Origin of the sequence: Pseudoruminococcus sp. (assembly GCF_047012705.1) — a bacterium.
Classification (GTDB): Bacteria; Bacillota; Clostridia; order Oscillospirales; family Acutalibacteraceae; genus Pseudoruminococcus.
Map to the genome: position 1 here is coordinate 1 of NZ_JBKXNW010000039.1, position 4,836 is coordinate 4,836.

Sequence of the window (4,836 nt, forward strand, 5' to 3'; positions counted from 1 at the left end):
AACACCGCCGCAATCTGAACACCCTTGTCTGCGGCGGTTCCGGTGCCGGTAAGACCCGCTTTTACTGTAAGCCAAATCTGATGCAGGCAAATACCAGCTTCGTGATTCTTGACCCGAAGGGCGAGATCGTCCGGGATGTGGGAAATCTGCTGGAGAAAAAGGGCTATGAGATCAGAGTTCTCGACCTGATCTCAATGGAAAAGAGCCACTGCTACAACCCGTTTGTCTATCTCCATTCGGACAACGATGTGCAACGGCTTGTGACAAATCTGTTCAAGAGCACAACGCCAAAGGGGTCACAAAGTAACGACCCTTTTTGGGACACCTCAGCTTCAATGCTGCTGTCTGCTCTCGTCTATTATCTTCACTACGAAGCACCGGAGGATGAGCAGAACTTTGCAATGGTAATGGAGATGCTGCAAGCGGCTGCCATCGACAATGAGGAAGATCCACGACCCTCGCCGCTGGACTGCCTGTTTGCCGATTTGGAGTTGGACAGACCCGACCACATCGCTCTGAAATACTATCGGTCTTACCACACCGGTTCGGCAAAGACCCTGAAATCCATTCAGATCACCCTTGCCGCAAGGCTTGAAAAGTTCAACTTGGAGAGCTTGGCTGCACTGACCTGTACCGATGAGCTTGACCTTGCTTCTATGGGCGAAAAGAAAGTGGCACTGTTCGCTATTATCCCGGACAACGATTCGAGCTTCAATTTCTTGGTCAGCATCCTTTATACCCAGCTATTTCAGCAGCTATTCTTTTCCGCTGACCATATTCACGGCGGCGCATTGCCAATTCCCGTTCACTTCCTAATGGACGAGTTCGCCAATGTCAGCCTGCCGGACGACTTCGATAAGATCCTTTCCGTTATGCGTTCCCGTGGCGTGTTTGTGTCCATCATTCTTCAGAACTTGGCACAGCTCAAGGCACTGTTTGAAAAACAGTGGGAATCCATCGTCGGCAACTGCGATGAGTTCCTCTACTTGGGCGGCAACGAGCAGTCCACCCATAAGTATGTAAGCGAATTGCTGGGCAAGGAAACCATCGACACGAACACTTACGGAAAGAGTTCCGGGCGAAGCGGAAACTATTCCACCAACTATCAGATCAGCGGTCGAGAGCTTCTGACCCCGGATGAGGTTCGTATGCTTGATAACCGCTACGCCATTCTGTTCATCCGAGGGGAACTCCCTGTGATGGACTTAAAATACGACATTCTCAAGCACCCCGCCGTTGACCTTACTGCCGACGGAAAAGGCGGCGTCTATCAGCACGGCAAGGTCATAAGTAATGTTGCGACCATTGAGGTGCAGTACCTCGACCCCGATACTCTGCCGGATACAGAGGTATCGGAAACCACCTATGAGCTGTTGTCCGATGAGGATTTCAACTCGGAAACCAACAACAATACAACAACAAAATTACGGAGGTAACTACTATGAACATTTTCAAGAAGAACACCGAGAAGCATACCGAAAAGCTGCCTATGACCGGCAAGGTTAAGAAGGGCTTCCGCATTTACTGCACCGCCATTATGGGTGCAGCACTCGTCCTCGGCACTTCGGTTACGGCGTTTGCCGCCAACGACCCCATTACCGTTATCAACAACCTGTCTACCTTTATCTTCGGGCTGATCCGTGCCATTGGTCTTATCCTGTTGGGCTTCGGCGTTGTGCAGGTCGGTCTGTCCCTGAAGTCCCACGACCCCTCTCAGCGAGCGAACGGTTTCCTGACCCTTGCAGGCGGCGTCATCATCACCTTTGCAAAGGAAATCCTTGACCTGATTGTCGGCTAAGAAATTTCACACCGAGGGGTGTTCCCGAAAAATCGGGAGCACCCCTTAACTCTATGAAAAGGAGGTGCTTTTCGTGAGCGACAACTGGGTCGTACAAAACCTTGAAAACGCACTGGAAACTTGGAACGAAAAGCTGGCTGAGATTTGGCAGCTTATTACGACAACGCCGCAGGACTTCAAAGGCGGTGGAATATGGGGCGTAATCGTCAACATCAACGGCGCAGTGCAGTCTATCGGACTTGCACTCCTTGTACTGTTCTTTGTCGCCGGTATGGTGAAAACCTGCGGCTCGTTCACAGAAGTCAAGAAACCGGAACACGCTCTGAAGCTGTTCGTTCGCTTCGCCATTGCCAAGGGTGCTATCACTTATGGTATGGAGCTGATGCTTGCCCTGTTCAATATTGTGCAGGGAACGATTTCGACAATTATGAGTTCGGCAGGCTTCGGTTCACCGCAACAGACGGTTCTACCGGCTGAAATGATAACGACCATCGAGGACTGCGGCTTCTTTGAGTCCATCCCGTTGTGGGCGGTCACGCTCATCGGAGGGCTGTTCATCACCGTAATGTCATTCATCCTGATAATGACCGTGTATGGGCGGTTCTTCAAGCTCTATATGTATACAGCACTTGCGCCCATTCCGCTTTCCACCTTCGCCGGTGAACCGAGTCAGAATGTGGGCAAGTCCTTCATCAAAAGCTACTGCGCCGTTTGCTTGGAGGGGGCAGTGATCGTGCTGTCCTGCATCATCTTCTCGCTCTTTGCGTCCTCACCGCCCGTAGTAAACCCCGATGCGGCGGCGGTCACGCAGGTGTGGAGTTATATAGGCGAACTGCTCTTTAATATGCTCGTTCTCGTTGGCTCGGTCAAGATGAGCGACCGCATTATCCGAGAGATGATGGGACTGTAAGGAGCGCACTATGAAAAACAACACCAAAATCTATAACCGCTTCAAGGGGTTCACCCTTGAGGACTGCGATTGTCGATATTGTCTGTACTATGGTGGCAGACGCAAAGGCAAGGTGAACTGCCTTGCGGATGAATGCGTCTGTGCCGAGGAAATCCGTCAGGCAAAGGAAAGCTATCGCAGAGAAAGGAGCTTCAATGGAAGTTAAGATCAACCGAGAAATCCGCAACTATACGGAGGCAATGTTCTTTGGACTGTCTATGCGACAGTTCATTTTTTCTGCCTGTGCCTGCGTGGTGGCAGTGGGACTCTATTTCCTGCTCAAGCCATATGTCGGCACGGAAACCGTATCGTGGATGTGCATTTTGGGAGCCGCACCCTTTGCGGCTCTCGGCTTTATCAAATACAACGGAATGACGGCGGAAAAGTTCGTATGGGCTTGGTTCAAATCCGAGTTTCTGATGCCAAAGAAACTGACCTTCCGTTCCACCAACACCTACTACGAAATGATGAAGCCTGAAATGGAACACAAGCAAAAGGAGGTATTGAAAGCCAATGATTAAAACGCTTCGCAACCTGCTCAAACAGGATAAAGAACGATTTGTTGTGCCGAGGGGCGTCCAGGATGTGATTCCCATCAAGGCGATTTACGACGACGGTATTTTTCAGGTGGGCAGAGATAAGTTCTCCAAGACCTATAAGTTCAGCGACATCAACTATGCTGTCGCCAGTCGTGAGGATAAGGAAGCTATGTTCCTTGAATATTCGGAGCTACTCAACAGCCTTGACAGCGGTGCAACCACCAAGATCACCATTAACAACCGCCGTTTGAACCGTGCAAACTTTGAGAAAACCATTCTTCTCCCCCTGAAGGGCGATGCGCTTGACGAGTTCCGTGAGGAGTACAATCGGATGCTCCTTGATAAAGCAACCGGCGCAAACTCTATCATTCAGGAGAAGTACATCACCATTTCGGTGTGCAAGAAGAATGTTGAGGAAGCGAGAAACTACTTTGCCCGTGTGGGAGCTGACCTGATCGCCCACTTCGGACGGCTCGGCAGTAAGTGCGTGGAGCTGGAGCCGGATGAACGGCTCCGCATTTTCCACGACTTTTACCGTGCCGGTGAAGAAACGGAGTTTCGCTTTGACATCAAGGAAACCCGCAGAAAGGGACACGACTTCAAGGATTTCATCTGCCCTGATTCGATGGAGTTCACGGGCGACTATTTCAAGATCGGTGAGCGTTACGGCAGAGTGCTGTTTCTGCGAGAATACGCTTCTTATATCAAGGACAGTATGGTTGCGGAAATGACCGACCTCAACCGCAATCTGATGATGTCCATTGATGTTATCCCCGTACCCACGGATGAAGCCGTGCGAGAAGCCGAAAGCCGTCTGCTTGGTGTTGAAACCAATGCGACCAACTGGCAGCGTCGGCAGAATGCCAACAACAACTTTTCTGCCCAGCTTCCCTACGACATTGAGCAACAGCGCAAGGAAATGAAAGAGTTCCTTGACGACCTGACGACCCGTGACCAGCGAATGATGTTTGCCGTTCTGACGATGGTTCACACGGCGGACACCAAGGAGCAGCTTGACAATGACACCGAAGCTCTGCTCACTACGGCAAGAAAACACCTGTGCCAGTTCGGTGTTCTCAAGTTCCAGCAGCTTGACGGACTGAATACGGCGATGCCCTTCGGTGTTCGCAAGATCGAATCGTTCCGCACACTGACAACGGAGAGCCTTGCGGTCTTTATTCCATTCCGGGTGCAGGACATTTGCCATACCAACGGCGTTTACTACGGTCAGAATGTCATCTCCAAGAATATGATTATCGCAGACCGTCGGCAACTCTTGAATGGCAACGAGTTTATTCTCGGCGTTTCGGGCGGTGGTAAGTCCTTTACCGCCAAGGGCGAGATCATCAATCAGGTGCTTGCCGGCAACGCAGACATTATCATCATTGACCCTGAGCGAGAGTATTCGCCCCTTGTGCGGGCGCTGGGCGGCGAGATCATCAACATCTCTGCCACTTCTCCCACCCACATCAATGCGATGGATATGAACCGGGAGTACGGCGATGGCGCAAACCCCGTCATTCTGAAATCCGAGTTCATTATGTCCCTGT

General features: G+C 51.1%; 6 protein-coding genes. All 6 read left to right on the forward strand.

Annotated elements, in window-relative coordinates:
- The coding region (locus ACLU24_RS14315; RefSeq protein WP_412613321.1) for a VirD4-like conjugal transfer protein, CD1115 family at window positions 1-1,436 on the forward strand (1,436 nt) is incomplete at its 5' end.
- Window positions 1,437-1,441: 5 nt separating this feature from the next.
- Window positions 1,442-1,798: a glutamyl-tRNA amidotransferase gene (locus tag ACLU24_RS14320; RefSeq protein WP_177801310.1), complete on the forward strand. Its 357-nt coding sequence runs from the start codon at window positions 1,442-1,444 to the stop codon at window positions 1,796-1,798.
- 73 nt (window positions 1,799-1,871) lie between these two features.
- Complete coding sequence (locus ACLU24_RS14325; protein WP_412613323.1) at window positions 1,872-2,708, forward strand: VirB6/TrbL-like conjugal transfer protein, CD1112 family; 837 nt, start codon at window positions 1,872-1,874, stop codon at window positions 2,706-2,708.
- Between the two features lie 10 nt (window positions 2,709-2,718).
- Window positions 2,719-2,913 carry a hypothetical protein gene (locus ACLU24_RS14330; protein WP_177801312.1) on the forward strand — a complete coding sequence of 65 codons (195 nt, stop codon included), beginning with the start codon at window positions 2,719-2,721 and terminating at the stop codon, window positions 2,911-2,913.
- A complete protein-coding gene (locus tag ACLU24_RS14335; RefSeq protein ID WP_177801314.1) occupies window positions 2,903-3,268 on the forward strand; it encodes a PrgI family protein in 366 nt (121 codons plus the stop codon). The genes ACLU24_RS14330 and ACLU24_RS14335 overlap by 11 nt, the downstream gene beginning before the upstream one ends.
- The coding region (locus ACLU24_RS14340) for a VirB4-like conjugal transfer ATPase, CD1110 family (RefSeq protein WP_412613324.1) at window positions 3,261-4,836 on the forward strand (1,576 nt) is incomplete at its 3' end. The genes ACLU24_RS14335 and ACLU24_RS14340, both read left to right, overlap by 8 nt.

Bases quoted from the DNA above. Each gene is read 5' to 3' on its own strand.
- ACLU24_RS14335 (WP_177801314.1), top strand. From the start codon at position 2,903: ATGGAAGTTAAGATCAACCGAGAAATCCGCAACTATACGGAGGCAATG.
- ACLU24_RS14330 (WP_177801312.1), top strand. From the start codon at position 2,719: ATGAAAAACAACACCAAAATCTATAACCGCTTCAAGGGGTTCACCCTT.
- ACLU24_RS14320 (WP_177801310.1), top strand. From the start codon at position 1,442: ATGAACATTTTCAAGAAGAACACCGAGAAGCATACCGAAAAGCTGCCT.